Origin of the sequence: Bradyrhizobium sp. AUGA SZCCT0158 (assembly GCF_018130065.1) — a bacterium.
Taxonomy (GTDB): domain Bacteria; phylum Pseudomonadota; class Alphaproteobacteria; order Rhizobiales; family Xanthobacteraceae; genus Bradyrhizobium.
The window spans coordinates 33,215-49,870 of record NZ_JAFCME010000017.1 but is presented as its reverse complement, the minus strand read 5'-3'; the positions used below and the strand labels follow the sequence as shown (position 1 = coordinate 49,870).

Annotated in this window: 15 protein-coding genes and 1 pseudogene; 9 read left to right on the top strand and 7 right to left on the bottom strand. The window is 62.5% G+C overall.

Going from position 1 to position 16,656, the window contains the following annotated elements:
• Positions 1-42: 42 nt before the first annotated feature.
• From JQ574_RS23370 to JQ574_RS23350, 5 genes are all read left to right on the top strand, one after another.
• Positions 43-2,487 (top strand): heavy metal translocating P-type ATPase, encoded by a 2,445-nt coding sequence (locus tag JQ574_RS23370; protein ID WP_212212800.1) that lies wholly within the window; start codon positions 43-45, stop codon positions 2,485-2,487.
• A 118-nt stretch (positions 2,488-2,605) separates the two neighbouring features.
• Positions 2,606-2,845, top strand: a complete 240-nt coding sequence (locus tag JQ574_RS23365) for a hypothetical protein (RefSeq protein ID WP_212212797.1) — start codon at positions 2,606-2,608, stop codon at positions 2,843-2,845.
• A gap of 165 nt (positions 2,846-3,010) precedes the next feature.
• Positions 3,011-3,301: a hypothetical protein gene (locus tag JQ574_RS23360; RefSeq protein WP_212212795.1), complete on the top strand. Its 291-nt coding sequence runs from the start codon at positions 3,011-3,013 to the stop codon at positions 3,299-3,301.
• Between the two features lie 83 nt (positions 3,302-3,384).
• Entirely contained in the window at positions 3,385-5,466 is a 2,082-nt protein-coding gene (locus tag JQ574_RS23355; protein ID WP_212212793.1) for a methyl-accepting chemotaxis protein, read from the top strand.
• A 121-nt stretch (positions 5,467-5,587) separates the two neighbouring features.
• Positions 5,588-6,217, top strand: coding sequence for a DapH/DapD/GlmU-related protein (locus tag JQ574_RS23350; RefSeq protein ID WP_212212792.1), 630 nt, complete (start codon positions 5,588-5,590; stop codon positions 6,215-6,217).
• A gap of 9 nt (positions 6,218-6,226) precedes the next feature.
• Here JQ574_RS23350 and JQ574_RS23345 read toward each other — a convergent pair whose 3' ends face one another.
• Complete coding sequence (locus JQ574_RS23345; protein WP_212212789.1) at positions 6,227-6,610, bottom strand: cupin; 384 nt, start codon at positions 6,608-6,610, stop codon at positions 6,227-6,229.
• 162 nt (positions 6,611-6,772) lie between these two features.
• Between JQ574_RS23345 and JQ574_RS23340 the strand changes: the two genes are divergently transcribed.
• Positions 6,773-7,936, top strand: coding sequence for an FAD-dependent oxidoreductase (locus JQ574_RS23340; RefSeq protein ID WP_212212787.1), 1,164 nt, complete (start codon positions 6,773-6,775; stop codon positions 7,934-7,936).
• Between the two features lie 26 nt (positions 7,937-7,962).
• On the opposite strand, the pseudogene JQ574_RS23335 reads toward JQ574_RS23340, so the two are convergent.
• A pseudogene (locus JQ574_RS23335) lies at positions 7,963-8,837 on the bottom strand (MBL fold metallo-hydrolase).
• 161 nt (positions 8,838-8,998) lie between these two features.
• Between JQ574_RS23335 and JQ574_RS23330 the strand changes: the two are divergent.
• Positions 8,999-9,976, top strand: coding sequence for a glycerophosphodiester phosphodiesterase family protein (locus JQ574_RS23330; protein ID WP_212212785.1), 978 nt, complete (start codon positions 8,999-9,001; stop codon positions 9,974-9,976).
• A gap of 4 nt (positions 9,977-9,980) precedes the next feature.
• On the opposite strand, the gene JQ574_RS23325 is transcribed toward JQ574_RS23330, so the two are convergent.
• Both JQ574_RS23325 and JQ574_RS23320 read right to left on the bottom strand, forming a co-directional pair.
• Positions 9,981-11,603 carry an ABC-F family ATP-binding cassette domain-containing protein gene (locus JQ574_RS23325; protein WP_192733335.1) on the bottom strand — a complete coding sequence of 541 codons (1,623 nt, stop codon included), beginning with the start codon at positions 11,601-11,603 and terminating at the stop codon, positions 9,981-9,983.
• 91 nt (positions 11,604-11,694) lie between these two features.
• Positions 11,695-12,399 (bottom strand): GrlR family regulatory protein, encoded by a 705-nt coding sequence (locus tag JQ574_RS23320; protein ID WP_212212783.1) that lies wholly within the window; start codon positions 12,397-12,399, stop codon positions 11,695-11,697.
• Between the two features lie 181 nt (positions 12,400-12,580).
• Here JQ574_RS23320 and JQ574_RS23315 point away from each other — a divergent pair, with 181 nt between their 5' ends.
• Positions 12,581-13,030, top strand: coding sequence for a hypothetical protein (locus JQ574_RS23315; protein WP_212212781.1), 450 nt, complete (start codon positions 12,581-12,583; stop codon positions 13,028-13,030).
• A gap of 171 nt (positions 13,031-13,201) precedes the next feature.
• Here JQ574_RS23315 and JQ574_RS23310 read toward each other — a convergent pair whose 3' ends face one another.
• From JQ574_RS23310 to JQ574_RS23300, 3 genes are all read right to left on the bottom strand, one after another.
• Positions 13,202-13,888, bottom strand: coding sequence for a substrate-binding domain-containing protein (locus JQ574_RS23310; RefSeq protein WP_212212779.1), 687 nt, complete (start codon positions 13,886-13,888; stop codon positions 13,202-13,204).
• A 4-nt stretch (positions 13,889-13,892) separates the two neighbouring features.
• Positions 13,893-14,600 (bottom strand): GrlR family regulatory protein, encoded by a 708-nt coding sequence (locus JQ574_RS23305; protein ID WP_212212777.1) that lies wholly within the window; start codon positions 14,598-14,600, stop codon positions 13,893-13,895.
• Positions 14,601-14,793: 193 nt separating this feature from the next.
• Positions 14,794-15,831, bottom strand: coding sequence for a glutamine synthetase beta-grasp domain-containing protein (locus tag JQ574_RS23300; RefSeq protein WP_192733340.1), 1,038 nt, complete (start codon positions 15,829-15,831; stop codon positions 14,794-14,796).
• A 558-nt stretch (positions 15,832-16,389) separates the two neighbouring features.
• Between JQ574_RS23300 and JQ574_RS23295 the strand changes: the two genes are divergently transcribed.
• Positions 16,390-16,587 (top strand): DUF2735 domain-containing protein, encoded by a 198-nt coding sequence (locus tag JQ574_RS23295; RefSeq protein WP_212212775.1) that lies wholly within the window; start codon positions 16,390-16,392, stop codon positions 16,585-16,587.
• Positions 16,588-16,656: the final 69 nt, after the last annotated feature.

Below are 16,656 nucleotides of genomic sequence, written 5' to 3'. Positions count from 1 at the left end.
TATACCCCTACAGGGTATAGGTTGCAAGGGACTGCATTCGCGATGAACCACCACGACAAGAATCCGGAAAGCAAAACCCCGGACACAAAGGCCAATCCGGACGGCGCAACCTCCAAATCGTGTTGCAATGGCCACGATCATCACGCCCACACCGATCACGGGCACCACAGCCATCAGGATCACCACGCCGTTGCCAAGGTGCTCGACCCCGTCTGCGGAATGACGGTCGATCCCGCGACCAGCAAGCATCGCTTCGACCACCAGGAGAAAACCTTTCACTTCTGCTCGGCGAGCTGCAAAACCAAATTCGCCGCCGATCCAAGGAAGTATCTCGAGAAATCATCGGCGAAGCCCGCCCCTCAAGGCGCCGACGACGGCACGATCTACACCTGCCCGATGCATCCCGAGATCCGGAAGGTCGGGCCCGGAAGTTGCCCGATCTGCGGCATGGCGCTGGAGCCGGAGGTTGCGAGCCTCGATGCGCCGCCCAACCCAGAAGTCGCCGACATGACGCGGCGCTTCTGGATCGGCCTCGTGCTATCCGTTCCGCCGGTGGTGCTGGAGATGGGTGGGCATCTCGCCGGCGGTCACAGCCTCGTCGACCCGGCGCTGTCAAACTGGATTCAACTCGCGTTCGCCACGCCTGTCGTGATTTGGGCCGGCTGGCCCTTCTTTGTGCGCGGCTGGCAGTCGCTGCTGACGCGCAATCTCAACATGTTCACGCTGATCGCTGTCGGCACCGGGGTCGCCTATCTCTACAGCCTGGTCGGCACCATCGCGCCGCAAATTTTCCCGGCCGCCTTCCGCGGTCATGGCGGCGCAGTCGCGGTCTATTTCGAGTCTGCGGCCGTCATCACCGTGCTCGTCCTGCTCGGCCAGGTGCTGGAGCTGCGCGCCCGCGAGGCGACGTCGGGCGCCATCAAGGCCTTGCTCCAGTTGGCGCCGAAGACCGCGCGCCGCATCAGCGAAGACGGCGCCGACCATGAAGTCGAAATCGACAGCCTCGCGGTCGGGGAAATGTTGCGCGTCCGGCCCGGAGAAAAAGTGCCGGTCGACGGCGTCATCCTCGAAGGCCGCTCCTCGCTCGATGAATCGCTGGTAACAGGCGAATCCATGCCCGTCACCAAGGAGACCGGGGCAAAGGTGATTGCCGGCACGCTGAACCAATCGGGCGGGTTCGTGATGCGCGCGGAGAAAGTCGGCCGCGACACGCTGCTGTCCCAGATCGTCAAGATGGTGGCGGATGCGCAGCGCTCGCGCGCGCCGATCCAGCGGCTCGCCGATCAGGTTGCCGGATGGTTTGTGCCCGCGGTCATTGCCGTGGCGCTGATCGCCTTTGGCGTCTGGTCCTATTTCGGGCCGGAGCCACGCATGGTGTTCGGCCTCGTCGCCGCCGTGAGCGTGCTCATCATCGCCTGCCCCTGCGCGCTCGGCCTTGCGACGCCGATGTCGATCATGGTCGGCGTCGGGCGCGGCGCGCATGCCGGCGTGCTGATCAAGAACGCCGAAGCCCTGGAGCGCATGGAAAAGGTCGACACGCTGGTGGTCGACAAGACGGGCACGCTGACCGAAGGCAAGCCGAAGGTCATAGCAATCGTGGCGACCGCGGGATACGACGAGAACGAAATGCTGCGGCTCGCCGCCAGCATCGAGCTTGCCAGCGAGCATCCGCTCGCCGACGCCATCGTGCGATCCGCAAGGGAACGTCAACTGGAACTCGGCAAGGTCGAGGCGTTCGACTCGCCGACAGGCAAAGGTGCGACCGGCAAGGTCGACGGCAAATCTGTTCTGCTCGGCAATTCGAAGTTCCTCAATTCGCTTGGCGTCGATACCCATACGCTGGATTCCGATGCCGAGCGCATGCGCGCCGATGGCGCCACCGTCATCAATATCGCAGTGGACGGCAAACTTGCCGGATTGTTCGCCATCGCCGATCCCGTCAAGGCTTCAACACAAGCGGCGTTGAAGGCGCTGGCGGAAGAAGGCATCAAGGTCATCATGCTGACCGGCGATAACAGGACCACCGCGCAAGCGGTCGCGCGGCAGCTCGGTATCGCCGACGTCGAGGCCGAAGTGCTTCCGGATCAGAAGAGCGCGGTGGTCGCCAGGCTGCAGAAGGCGGGGCGGATCGTCGCCATGGCCGGCGACGGCCTCAACGACGCTCCGGCGCTGGCGGCAGCCGAAGTCGGTATCGCCATGGGAACCGGCACCGATGTGGCGATGGAAAGCGCAGGCATCACGCTCTTGAAGGGCGACCTTGGCGGGATCGTCCGCGCACGAAAACTGTCGCAGGCCACCATGCGCAACATCCGGCAGAACCTGTTTTTCGCCTTCATCTACAACGCCGCCGGCGTCCCGATTGCTGCGGGTATCCTCTATCCCGGCTTCGGCATCCTGCTGTCGCCGATCATTGCCGCCGCGGCCATGGCGCTGTCGTCGGTCAGCGTCGTCGGCAATGCCCTGCGGTTGCGCGTCACGCGGCTGTGAACGAGCGCGCACGATTTGGAGATCATTAATCAAACCGGCGCGCACGCACGCTCCTGTTCAAAAAAAATCCACAATGTCCGCTACGAAAGGAACTCCATTTTCAAAAAGGAGAATTTCCATGCGGTTAGGACACGCGATCTTTGTGGCGACGATAGCCGCCCTGCTCGCGGCGGCGGTACCCGGGCTTGCCAAAAACGCCGAGACGCCGAAGACCAGCGAGCAGCCGGCGTCATCGTCCTGCCATTCCTACCAGCAGACATCAGATGGATCGTGGACCGAACTGCCCTGCCAGGAACTCGGCGCTCCCGCCCCGTCGCGCAAATCCCCGCCGCGAAAGACGGATGAAGAGAACCGCTGAAGCGTGAGATAGCAAGTTCACGTTATCTCTGCGCGAGTGCGGGTGGCAGTCGAGGCGGCACTTCGCGCCCCCGCAACGCAGCCAGAAAACCGACCTCCGCCTTTGAACGCATTGCCACTTGGACGCGACTGCCTGAGAGGCGACGTCGCGAACCAAGAGGCCATTATGAGCAATCCGCCAGTCCAGCCATCCACGACCACCGGCATCCGCGTGGTTTCGATCCTGCTGCCTTGCTTTCTGATCGGGTATTTCATCTGGAAACTGTTGTCGCCGACGCCGCACACCGGGCAGGTCATGACCATGGTGTTCTATTTCGGAATGGTTCTGAGCCTCTGTAGCTTTCGCCGCGAGATACCGGCACCGCTGTTCTGGATCGGGCTGGTTGCAGGCGCCGGGCTGTTCGCGCTGCTGCTCCAGCAGACCGGCTACCTTGTCCCGTACTTTCCGCCACACTGATTTCGCACCGTAACCCAAGATTAATGCGCACCACTTAGGATGGAGGCCAGCACTCCCATACCATCGTGAATGGCCCAAATCCCATGAAAATCGGTACCCTCCTGACCGACGCCATCGTCTCGCTTTCCGCCGTGGGCGGTGGTCTCGCCGTCTATGTGGCCGTCACGAAATACCAGACCATGGACAAGGTGTCCGTCGCCCAGAGCCGGCTCGAAGTGGTGCGGGCCGTCGGCGACATCCCGCGTTACATGAACCCCGAACGCGGCTTCTCCACCAACATCCTGTATGGGCCGGCGGTGGTGGAGCCGAAGATGCTCACCGACCTCGACAAATACCGCAAGGATACCAACGGCGCGCTGACGAAGATGAACGCGATCCGCAAGACGCTGCCCGGCTCGCTCGACGATGGCGCGTCCGTCGCCAGCGGCATCGATGGGCTGAACGCGAAGTTCAATGCCCTGCGCGAGGCCATCGACAAGGCCATCGCCGGCCCCGCCGATGCCCGCAAGGACGCCGCCAGGAAGATTGTCGCCGATAACGCGGTCTTCAACGCCGCCATCACCGCGTTGCTCGAAGAACAGGTCCGCCGCATGGCGCTGCTCGACGGCGACGCTTACCGCCAGGCGACTTACGCCAACATCACCTGGGCACTGCGCGATGTCGGCGGCTACAACGCCAGCCTGCACAAGAACCTGGTCGGAGCCAACCGCGTCGCAACCGACGCGGAGAAGATGGAGCTGAGCCGCGCGCAGGGCCGCGCCGACCAGATCCTGATGTCGCTGCAGGATTTGCGCGGCAATCCGGCAACGCCCGCCAATGTGGCCGCTGCGCTTGGGAAAATGAACGAGGCCTATGTCGATCGGTTCGGCAAAGAGCTGAAGCTCGTCAAGGAAGGCGCGATCAGCGGCAAATACGAGCACAACGTCGATGTGTTCTTCGTTGAATCGCAAAAGGGACTCGGCGCGGTCATCACGCTGCGCGACGCGTTCTACGACAATGCCGAAGAGGTCCTGGGCGCCGCCTACTCCTCGGCACGCCTCAGCTTCATCATCGCGCTCGCAGGTCTGATCGCCGTTATCGGCGCCAGCGCGGGCCTGATCCTGATGGTCTACCGCCGCGTCTGCAAACCGATCGTAGACCTTACCGCCACCATGACACGGCTCGCCAGCGGCAACGTTTCAGACGAAATCTCGGGCGCCGAGCGCGGCGACGAGATCGGCGCGATGGCGGCTGCCGTGCGCGTCTTCAAGGACAACATGATCGAGGCCGAACACCTGTCGACGGAAAAGGCCGCCGAGAACGACGTCAAGATGCGGCGCGTCCAGGTGCTCGACGAACTCACCCGCTCGTTCGAAGCCAAAGTCAGCGAACTCGTCGGCGGATTGTCGTCAGCTTCATCCGTGATGGAAGATACCGCCCGCTCGATGTCCTCGACCGCCGCCGCCACCAACCGTCAGGCCGGTGTCGTGGCCGCTGCCTCCGAACAGACATCAACCAACGTCCAGACCGTTGCGAGCGCCACTGAGGAACTCACCTCCTCGATTTCGGAGATCGGCCGCCAGGTCGCGCAGTCCACCGAGATCGCGGCCCGCGCCGTCGACAACGCGCGCCGCACCGGCGACACCGCCCGTTCGCTGGCCGAAGGCGCGCAGAAGATCGGCGATGTCGTAACGCTGATTCAGAGCATCGCGGCCCAGACCAACCTGCTCGCCCTCAACGCCACCATCGAGGCCGCGCGCGCCGGCGATGCCGGCCGCGGCTTTGCGGTCGTCGCCTCGGAAGTCAAATCGCTGGCCGGGCAGACCGCGAAAGCGACCACCGAAATCTCCGAACAGATCGCCGCCATTCAGGCGGCGAGCGACGAAACGGTGACGGCCATACAGAACGTCGCCAATGTCATCGCCGAAATCGACCAGATCGGCATTGCGATTGCATCCGCAATCGAGCAACAGGGTTCGGCCACGCAGGAGATTTCCCGCAGCGTCCAGGAAGCCGCGCGCGGCACCCAGGAGGTCAACGCCAACATCTCCGGCGTGCAGCGGGCGGCCGACGAGACCGGTTCCGCCGCCACCCAGGTGCTGGGCGCAGCCGAGCAATTGTCGTCGCAATCCAAGGACCTCGCCGGCCAGGTCAACCGCTTCCTCAGCGAGGTTCGCGCCGCCTAAGTCAGGCGGGACCGCTGCAGCCAGCGCATGCTTGCCCGTCCTAACCTTCACGCGCGGTCGCTGCCAGCTGTGGTAGATGACATCAGCGGCACTGGGCCGCCTGATTGACGAGCAAGTCGCTATGCACCAACCGGCTCCCCCGCGCCCAAAGCTTGCCGAAACCGTTATTGAGCCCACGGTCAAATTGCGCGAAGTCTCGATTGGTGTTTGTTGTGAGGTTCTCGGCGATACCGCCATCGAATACACCGAACTCGGCGATTACTCCTATCTCGGCCCGGGCTGCATGGTCGCCGACGCAGAGATCGGAAAATTTTGCGCGATCGCGGCGCAGGTGCGCATCGGGGCGCCGAACCATCCCCTCGACCGGCCGTCGCAGCACCGATTTACCTACTGCCCTGAATACTACACTGCCGACGCAAAGCGGGATCATACCTTCTTTCGGCAACGCCGCGCCGACCGCGTCGTGATCGGAAACGATGTCTGGATCGGGCACGCCGTCATTGTGATGCCGGGCGTAACGGTGGGCGACGGCGCCGTGCTGGCCGCCGGCGCCGTGGTTACCCGTGACGTGGCGCCCTATACGATAGTTGGCGGTGTTCCGGCAAAACAGATCAGAGAGCGCTTTAGTCGCGATATCGCCGCGCGGCTCGCAGCAATTGCGTGGTGGAATTGGCCGGCCGAAACCATCTTTCAGCGCCTGCCGGAATTCCAGTCCGGCGACGTCGAGGCGTTCTGCGCGCGCTGGAGTTAATCCCCCGTCCTAGTAGAAAAACGAGGTTTCAAGCAGCAAACAGCCTTCCGGACCTGCCTTGAAGGGGCCGTGTTTGGCATGCGGAGGGCGGCAGGCGAAAGCCGGAGCGTGGAACGCCTCGAAACGATGTGGCGGCTCCTGCGAGGCCACAAGGAGCGTTCCCTTGATAACCACGACCTCCTCGTAAAACTCGTGAGCGCGCACGGCATCGATCTCGGCATTCGGCGCCCAGCGAGCGAGGCGATTGAGATGCCCCTTGCCGGCGGCTTCATCGAGCGATCCCGCTAGCGTCTTCGCTTCGATACCCGGCGCGATCGTTTCCCAACCCGAGGAAAGATCGATGTTGAAGAACTCCCGGTGTTCCTTTCCGGTCCTTGGGTCGCGCTGATCCATGACGCTGTCCTGTGTTGGGTAACGCGGACTATACTGGCTGTTGTCATGATTAAAAATGGTACTTGTCGATTGTGATGGATCGAGAGAGGTTGTGCTTGATCGACTTGCGTTCGGGCCAATTGCCCGTCTCAAAGAGCAAGCGGCAAGGCACGGGAGCTAATCGTGAGCGCGAATAAAGCGACCAAACTTGCGGTGATCGGGCGTGGCATGATCGGGTCGGCGGCGGCGCGGCATCTGTCCAAGATGGGCCATGATGTTGCCCTGATCGGGCCCGACGAGCCGGCGGATTTTTCACGCCATGACGGCGTCTTCGGCAGCCACTACGATGAGGGCCGTATCACGCGGAGTTACGATCCGCAGCCATTTTGGCGGCAAATGAACCGCGCTGCGATTTCGCGCTACGGCGAGATTGCAGCGGAAAGCGGTGTGGCGTTCTACCGGGAAGTCGGTGCGCTTTACGTCGGCGACCGCGAAACGACAAACGTCGCTTCGGTTGGCAAGATCTGCGCCGAAGACGGGATCCTGTGCGAAGCATATCATGATGCGGGGCTCGCGGAGCGATTTCCGTTTCTGAGATCGACGGCGGGAGTGCAGGGATATTTCCAGCCACGCAATGCCGGATACATCAGCCCGCGCCGCCTGGTCCGCGCGCAGACGATCGCGGCGGAGCGTGCCGGGGCCCGGATCATCGACGAACCGGCTCTTGGGATTTCGGAAAGCAGCGCTGGCGTGACGATCCGGACGAGATCGGGCAGTGTCGAGGCCGAACGTGTTCTCGTGGCGGCAGGCGGGCATACCCAATCGCTGCTCGGTCGATCATTGGGTGTTACGGTCTATGGGCGTACCGTGGCGATGTTTCGGCTTGGTGCGGCGGAGACTCAACGCCTGAACGGAATGCCATCGATGCTTTGTTTGGGTCCCAAGGGCGACAATCCCTATATTCTGCCGCCGATCGCCTATCCGGACGGCCAAATCTGGTTGAAGCTCGGCGGTGATCCGGTCGATCTTCCGCTCGAAAGCGAGGCGGATATCAAGAACTGGTTCCGATCGGGCGGGTCGATTGAGGTCGCTGATCGGCTGCAAACGCAGATCCTTGAGCGTATTCGCGACCTCCATTTCGAAGAACGCCGCGTGGTGCCGTGCATGACCAGCTTTGGCGACACGGGCCTGCCCTGCATCGGACCGCTTTCGGAGCGCGTAGTGGTTGCATTCGGCTGCTACGGCAAGAGCGCGAAATGTTCGGACGAATTGGGTCGGTTAGGCGGCATGGCGCTGCTCGGCGAGGCCAAAGCCGAACTTGCCCTAATGGCCACGAGTTTACCTTAATCCCTGTTGCGCCGCAGCCGATGGCGCTAATCTCGTTTGAATCGATAATCGAAGCGATCGCCATCGGCCGTGATCAGGCCGACCGTCGGATTCGGGAAATGAACCGGCAGGATCAGCGTATCGGTGCCGACGACGGAGGCAAAGAACGTGCGGCGCGACACCGCCGACTGCTTTGGGTCCCAGTCGACGCCCGGCGACCAGTCGGGCTCGCGGCACTGGATCGCATGGTGCATCAGATCGCCGCCACCACGGCGTGCTGGCCTTTCGAGAAGATGTTGACGCAGCAATGGCAGGGCGAATGCCCCGGCGTCGGCGTCAGCGTGACAGTATCGTCCAGCGCGTAGTCGTCATTGACCAATAGCGCCTGACCGGCCTCGACAATGGGCAGGCAATTGTCGCGAAACACCTTGCCGGGCGGCTCGGCGCCTTTGGCGTATTCGGCTTCCCACACCGCGTATTCCCTCTTGTGGAATATGTACTTCGCGTTCGGGAATGTCGGCACCCAGCGCCCGTCGCGCAGCGTGGTATTCCAACCGGTATGGTCGATGTGCAGATGCGTGCAGAACACGTAGTCGATCTGCTCGAAGCTGACGCCGAGTGCGAACAGCTCATTGCGCCAGCGCTCCTTGCCCGGGAAATCGAACGGCGGCGGGTGGCCCTTGTCCTCGCCGGTGCAGGTGTCGACCAGGATGGTATGGCGCGGGGTGCGGACCACAAAGGTCTGGTAGGTGATGAACATCTTGCCGGACGCCGTGTCGAAGAATTCCGGCTCCATATCAGGCAGGTGCCGCCTGAATACAGCCTCGTTATAGGCCGGGAAGAAATCCTGCGGCCGCCGCCACGGCCCCTCCCGCTCGATCACCGCGTCGATGGTGATGTCGCCGATCCTGATCTGCCGCATCGTTGCCCCCGATTTTTGCAAGAAGCGTATCGGGCAGACACTGATGGTTCAAGCCAGCGTGCACGCGTGCCTCCAATGCGTTTGGCTGGTCCTGTCGCTTGCCGCCGCCGCAAATCGAACAGAAATACTGCTTAGCAGCACATCTCAAAAGAGGTGTGATATTGGGCAGGAAAATAAAGTACGTCGCCGCAGCAATCGCTACAATCGCCGCTTGCATCACCATCAACAACACCAATCTGCTGACCGCGCATCGCGAAGGCCCTCCCGTCCTTCTCGCACATCGAGGCGTGGCGCAGCGCTTCGACGAACGCGATTTGAAGAACGACACCTGCACGGCGGCACGGATGTTGCCGCCGACGCACGACTATCTGGAAAATACCATTCGTTCGATGCGATCAGGGTTTGCGGCCGGCGCCGATATCGTCGAGATTGATGTCCATCCGACAACCGATGGCGAGTTTGCGGTATTTCATGACTGGACGCTCGACTGCCGCACGGATGGACGCGGGGTTACCCGCGAGCATGCGATGGCCGAACTGAAATTGCGCGACATCGGTTACGGATACACGGCCGACAACGGCAAGACGTTTCCATTCCGCGGCAAGGGCATCGGCCAGATGCCGACGCTGGGCGAGACGCTCGCGACCTTCCCGGACAAGCGGTTGCTGATCAACGTCAAAAGCCGCGATCGGTCTGAGGGCGAGAAGCTGGCGGCCGTGCTTCGAGCCCTCCCCGCCGAGCGCCGCCGCCTCATCATGGTCTATGGCGGCGACGAGCCGATCGAAGCGGTCCGGCGACTGGTGCCGGACATCAGGACGATTTCACGCGCGGCCATCAAGAGCTGTCTTGTCAGCTACATCGGGTATGGCTGGACCGGCATGGTACCGCGGGCGTGCGCAAATGCGATGGTTCTGGTGCCGATCAATGTCGCGCCGTGGCTGTGGGGCTGGCCGGACCGATTCCTCAACCGCATGGACGCGGCGAACAGCGCGGTCTTCGTGCTCGGCCCCTACAGCGGCGGCGAGTTTTCGTCCGGCATCGACACGCCGGAACTCTTGCAACGGCTGCCCGAAAAATACTCCGGCGGCATCTGGACCAACGAAATCGAAACAATCGCCCCGCTGGTGCGATGGAGATAGCGCATCAGCTGCGCAGGCCCGGTGCCTCGTGGCCGGTGCGCGCGACGTATTCCGTATAGCCGCCGCCGAACTGGTGGATGCCCTCGGGCGTCAATTCCAGCACGCGGTTGGAAAGCGCCGCCAGGAAGTGGCGATCATGCGAGACAAACAGCATGGTGCCCTCGAATTCGGAGAGCGCGTTGATCAGCATTTCCTTGGTCGCGAGATCCAGATGGTTGGTCGGCTCGTCCAGCACCAGAAAGTTCGGCGGGTCGAACAGCATCTGCGCCATCACCAGCCGCGCCTTCTCGCCGCCCGACAGCACCCGGCATTTTTTCTCGACATCGTCGCCGGAAAACCCGAAGCAGCCGGCCAGCGCACGCAATGAGCCCTGGCCTGCCTGCGGGAAGCAATCTTCCAGCCACTGGAACACGGTGCGTTCGCCGTCGAGCAAATCCATCGCGTGCTGGGCGAAATAACCCATCTTGACGCTACCGCCGACCACGACGGTGCCGTCATCAGGCTCGGTCGAGCCCGCCACCAGTTTCAGCAACGTCGACTTGCCGGCGCCGTTGATGCCCATCACGCACCAGCGCTCGCGGCGGCGGATCATGAAGTCGAGGCCTTCATAGATGCTGCGGCTGCCATAACCCTTGTGGACGTTCTTCAGGCTGACGACGTCCTCGCCGGAACGCGGCGCCGGCAGGAAGTCGAACGCGACCGTCTGGCGCCGCTTCGGCGGCTCGACGCGCTCGATCTTGTCGAGCTTCTTCACCCGGCTCTGCACCTGCGCGGCATGCGAGGCGCGCGCCTTGAAGCGCTCGATGAATTTGATTTCCTTGGCCAGCATCGCCTGCTGGCGCTCGAACTGGGCCTGCTGCTGCTTCTCGTTGAGCGCACGCTGCTGTTCGTAGAATTCGTAATTGCCGGAAAAAGTCGTCAGCGTGCCGCCGTCGATCTCGACCACCTTGTTGATGATGCGGTTGATGAACTCGCGATCATGCGAGGTCATCAGCAGCGCGCCTTCATAGCCACGCAAAAACTGCTCCAACCAGATCAGGCTTTCCAGATCGAGATGGTTGCTCGGTTCGTCCAGCAGCATCACATCCGGCCGCATCAATAGAATGCGCGCCAGCGCGACGCGCATCTTCCAGCCGCCCGACAGCGCGCCGACGTCGCCATCCATCATTTCCTGGCTGAACCCGAGGCCCGAAAGCGCCTCGCGGGCCCGGCCGTCGAGTGCATAGCCGTCGAGCTCCTCAAAGCGGTGCTGCACCTCGCCATAGCGCGCGATGATGTCTTCCATCTCATCCGCCTGATCCGGATCGGCCATCGCGGCTTCAAGCGCCCGAAGCTCGGCCGCCACGACGCTGACGGGGCCGGCGCCATCCATCACCTCGGCAACCGCGCTGCGGCCTGCCATCTCGCCGACATCCTGGCTGAAATAGCCGATGGTAATGCCGCGATCGAGCGACACCTGCCCCTCGTCGGGCAGTTCCTGACCTGAGATCATCCGGAAAAGCGTGGTCTTTCCAGCCCCGTTCGGGCCGACAAGGCCGATCTTCTCGCCCTTTTGCAGGGCTGCCGAAGCTTCGATGAAGAGGATCTGGTGGCCGACTTGCTTAGAGACGTTATCGAGACGGATCATTGTTACCCAAACATGGAAATTGCTGGCCGCTCTTATTCCATGTAGCGCGCAGGGGAAAGCCTAATCCGAGGCGCGGGCCAATCGCGTTTTTCTAGGCCGCCCGCATCAACTTCAAGGTGGCGGCCAGCCGCAGGCTGCGCTTTCCAGCGAGCGCGATGCCTTCGAGTTCCGCGCCCTCGCCGTCGCACGTGCCGGAAAAGCCGATGCCGACCTCATAGCCGCCAAATACCAGATTTTCGCCCTTTGCCGGTGTGTGCTCCTGGTTGAGGATCTCGCCTTTCCAGCGGCCATCAGCGGAGCTGTAGGAACCGAGGTAATAGAAGAACGCGTCGCCGCCGAGGATGCGACCGTTCATCAGCAGCATGACGCCGGACAACCCGGCATCGACGCCGTCGAGCGCGCGGATGTGAATCGAATAGAGCCCGTTCACAATGCCGCCCGATCCGACTTCGCCGACCGGCGGCAACGCCTCGTCATCGAGCCGGGTGAGATTGGCCCAGAACAGTGCTCCCGGCCGGGGCGCGGCGCTGCCTTCGAAGCGGATATTGGTGCCGTCCGTCGTTCCCCGCACACTGATCGCGGCGACGTCGGTGTCCATCAGCGGCTTGTAATGCGGGTCCTCATTATGACGTTGGGTGATGACCTCGCCGAGAATCTCATCGCCGTTTTCCTGGTAAATCCCCAGGTGCGCGAAGGCGGAATTGCCGCCCAGCAGCTTGCCCTCATGCATGCACATGATGCTGCGACCGAACGCATCGTTCACGCCGTACTCAGCCTTGTAAAGCCCGTCCAGCAAAGCAAATTTCCTGCTTCATTGCATCATCTCGCGGGGGCATAGCACTGGCGGGGAGTACCAGCGGTCGTTTTAGCGCAGGTTCTGGGCGTTCCATGTCATACCTCACGCAGCCGGCACCGCCGTCGTGAACCGGCTGGCCGCAGCAGCCGACCAATGGGCGATTTCCATTGCGGTGATACCGATGACCGAAGATGAAGAGACCATTGCCCGAACCATCGCCGAGGCCAGTGAGCTGCCGCTGAAGGACGCGGCGTATTTGCTGTGGCGGGAGTGCTCCAAGCTCGACTTGCTCGCGTGGCGGGCGATGCCGCCGAACGTGCGTGACGTGTTCCGGTCGCGGCCGGCGGAGAATTCGATCGAGGTCAAATTCGAGCACGATCATCCCGAAGACGGTCTGACCTTCGACCGCTTGCAACTCACCCATCCCGGTATGGATGAAGCGGAAGTGAAGCAGGCCATCATTGCCGCGGTGAGATTCGACGATGCCTGTTTTGGCTACTTCGACAAGATCAAGGGCGAGTTCGGCGCACGCTACAAGCGCGCCGTCGAGCTGGCGGCAAGAGATTATCCCGGATATCTCGAACTGACCTATCAGCGGGCCCGATACTACATCAGCTATTACATGAAGTAGTCCCCGCCCTCCTCGGCGGCGACCCAATCGCAGAGCACGAGATCGGCCGATTTGCGCGCGCCAGAACGGGCAACATCTACACACACCTATCGCAACCGCGCCCCCGTGAAACAGCGTCCTCACGGGACGACAGGTTGCGTCGACCGGCAGGCAAATTCAAAGCTCGCAAATTCAAGGCTCGAGCCCGCTCTCGCGCAGCACTGGCGCAACCTCGCGCGAGGCGAGAAACCGCAACAGCCGGTCCGATTGAGCAGCCTTGCTGGAAGCCGCCACGCGGCCGGCGGAGAACACCGCGGGCGTTTGCAACTCGCGGGGAATGGGGCCGATGACCTCGATACCCCCGACCTGCTTCAACTCGCTGATCTGCTGCACGGCCAGATCCGCCTCCCCCGCCACCAGCCGTTCGGCGGTAAAGCCCGACGGGATGATGCAGGCTTTCGCATTGATCTCGGACGCAATGCCCAGGCGCTCGATCAACTGGGCGAACAGAATGCCGCTGGCGCCGATCCGCGAATAGGCCACCGAACGGGCGGCAAGCAGCGCCGTGCGCAGCGCGGGCTCGGTTGCGATGTCGGGATGGGAAAAGCCCGCCTTCACCGCGAGGCCGACATAGGATCGCGCGAGATCCACGCAGCTATCCGCCACCACGCGACCCTCGCGGACCATGTCGTCGAGCCCCTCGCGGGTCAGGATCACGATGTCTGCGCCCTCGCCGCCGCGCAGGCGATCCAGCAGCGCCAGCGTCGGCGCAAAATCGGCATCGATGCGCACACCGCCGGCTGCCTGATAATGCCCAGCCAGATTGTGAACCGCGCCCTTCAGCGCCAGTGTCGAGAGCACGCGCACGGCATTGTCCATGGCGTTACGCCCGATGCATCAGCTTGAGCACGGCTGTCAGCCGCAGGCTACGCTTGCCCGCAAGCGCGGTGGCCTCGAGCAGCGCGCCCTGGTCGTCGCAGGTACCGGCAAAGCCGATGCCGACCTCATGCCCGCCGAACACCGGGTTCTCGCCTCTTGCCGGCGTGTGCTCCTGATTGAGGATCTGGCCTTTCCAGCGGCCCTTCTCGGAGGTGTAGCTGCCGATGTAGTAGAACGACGCATCGCCGCCGAGGATGCGGCCATCATTGAGCAACATCACGCCGGTCAGGCCGCCGTCGACGCCGTCGAGCATGCGGATGTGAATGGAATAGAGGCCATTGACGATACCATCCTGGCCGACGCCTCCGGCGATCGGGATCTCCTCCTCCCCGATCGGCGTCATGACCGAGCTGAATTTCGCACCCGGCAATTCCTTGAGGCCGCCTTCAAACCGGTAGACTTTGCCGTCCGGCTTGCCCCGCGCCAGCAGGGTGGCGTCGTCGGTGCCGGCCATCGCGCGGTAATTCGGGTCGGGATTATGGCGAACGGTCTTGATCTCGATGACAAGCTCGCCATCGGCTTCTTCCTGATAAGTGCCGATATGAGCAAAGGCGGAATTGCCGCCGAGCATCTTGCCGGCGCCCACATACATCACGCTGCGGCCGACCGCGTCGTTGAGCTGAAACCGGATCTTGTAGAAACCCTCGAGCAATGGCCGTGTCCCCGGCAAGCGCATCCGTATCTAGCGCGGTTCATAACGCAGGGGAACGGCTTGAATCGGGCAAAGGGCTTGAATCGATGCATTTGAGGCAAGGTCATCGCAACGCAATGATCCGCCAAAGCGGGCACGCTTTGGCGGATCAGGGTAGCGAGCCGGACGGCCCCGTCCGGGTATGCAGTGTCGCTTAGGCCGCGGCCGACTTGGCCGAGGTCGGAACCTCGGAGATCGTCTTCAGGATCTGGGAAGCGATCTGGTAGGGGTCGCCTTGCGAGTTCGGACGACGATCTTCCAGATAGCCCTTGTAGCCGTTGTTCACGAAGGAATGCGGAACGCGGATCGAAGCACCGCGGTCGGCCACGCCATAGCTGAACTTGTTCCAGGGCGCGGTCTCGTGCTTGCCGGTCAGGCGCTTGTCGTTGTCAGGCCCGTAGACGGCGATGTGGTCCATGAGATTCTTGTCAAAGGCCGCCATCAGCTTCTCGAAATACTCCTTGCCGCCGGTCTCGCGCATAAAGGTCGTCGAGAAGTTGGCGTGCATGCCGGAGCCGTTCCAGTCGGTGTCGCCGAGCGGCTTGCAGTGGAATTCGATGTCGATGCCGTAGCTCTCGGTGAGGCGCAGCATCAAGTAGCGGGCGATCCACATTTCGTCGGCCGCCTTCTTGGAGCCCTTGCCGAAGATCTGGAATTCCCACTGCCCCTTCGCCACTTCAGCGTTGATGCCTTCGTGGTTGATACCGGCAGCGAGGCAGAGATTGAGATGCTCTTCCACGATCTTGCGGGCGACGTCGCCGACGTTCTTGTAGCCGACGCCGGTGTAGTACGGGCCCTGCGGCGCCGGATAACCGTCGGTCGGGAAGCCGAGCGGACGACCATCCTTGTAGAAGAAGTATTCCTGCTCGAAGCCGAACCATGCGCCTTCGTCGTCGAGGACGGTCGCGCGCTTGTTCGACGCGTGCGGGGTTTTGCCATCAGGCATCATGACTTCGCACATCACCAGTGCGCCGTTTTCACGCGCAGCGTCGGGGTAGACCGCGACCGGCTTCAACACGCAATCGGAGCTGTGGCCTTCGGCCTGCTGCGTGGAGGAGCCATCGAAGCCCCACAGCGGGAGCTGCTCGAGCGTCGGGAACGAAGCAAATTCCTTGATCTGTGTTTTGCCGCGCAGACTGGGTGTCGGCGTATATCCGTCGAGCCAAATATACTCGAGCTTGTACTTGGTCATTGAGCCTCTCTTGAGTTTAGTGCTGCAAAGTGCGGAAACCCCGGACTTTGGAGGTTAGAAGCCCCTGCCGTCCCCGCACACGTGTACCCGGCCACGTCAGGCCGCTTCTTACCAAGCAATTAAAGTGCCAATCGCTGCAGCGCGGCATCAGATGGCGTCGAGATGCTCACCGTCGCGCGTGCATTTTTTGCTGCGGCATAGGAGCGCGCCCGACATGCGCGCCAGGCGGCCAAAAGTCGCTTTGGTCCCCGGTTGAAGCCCGATTCTACAGCAGTTTTGCCCCCGGCTTTCCGGCCCGATTAAAGCTGCAGCAGCTGATCTGCCCATGCGACGCCAAAGGCGGCCGCCACCGGCAACCTTCACGCCGGCCCAAGCGTTAGCCATCTGCCCATTGCCTCCCACGAAGCAAAACAGCAAGTGCCTACAAAATGTACATTCTCGGCGCTTTTTTGAGCAACTTGCATTCCCGGAGGCGCAAACGATATCGCGGTTTCAGTAACGACTACAGAACGAGTCGGGCGCACCATGGTGGTTCGCTCGACCTACGGAGAGACTCAAATGGTCAATACAGGTGTGAATGAGGGGTCTGCCAAGATCTATCAATTCCCAGCCGGGGGTCGGTCCGCCCTGGCGGGGCGCCGCTACGGCGAGACCAAGTCCGACGCGGCCGCGCCGGCGGTCGACATCGCCGATTGCAGCGGCAGCTGGTACCACGCGGCCGCCATCGAGGAAACCAAGCCTGGGCGCGACCACTGATGCCAGCCCAACGTTCGACAAATCCGCGTCAAAGAGTTCAGGCGCGGCCAGTGAAGTAGAAAAGGGTCG